General features: G+C 68.8%; 1 protein-coding gene. It reads left to right on the top strand.

What is annotated here, in order from left to right; genetic code table 11:
- A partial coding sequence (locus SM753_RS21110; RefSeq protein WP_323192995.1) for a metal ABC transporter substrate-binding protein occupies positions 1-240 on the top strand: 240 nt, incomplete at both ends.

Below are 240 nucleotides of genomic sequence, written 5' to 3'. Positions count from 1 at the left end.
CGGCGTACCGGCAGCGACTCGACTCGCTCCACGCCGACCTCGAAGCGACCGTCGCCGACGCGTCGAAGGGGACGCTCCTCGTCGCCGGCCACGACGCGTTCCAGTACCTCGGCGACAGGTACGGGATCGAGGTCGAGGCGCTCACCGGGATGTCGCCCGACTCCCAGCCGACGGCGCGGGACATCGAACGCGCACAGGAGGTAATCGAACACCACGACCTGCAGTACATCTGTGCGGACC

Source organism: Halostella sp. PRR32 (assembly GCF_034808085.1).
GTDB lineage: Archaea > Halobacteriota > Halobacteria > Halobacteriales > Natronoarchaeaceae > Halostella > Halostella pelagica.
The sequence above is the reverse complement of the archived record's forward strand: the minus strand, read 5'-3'. Positions and strand labels throughout refer to the sequence as shown.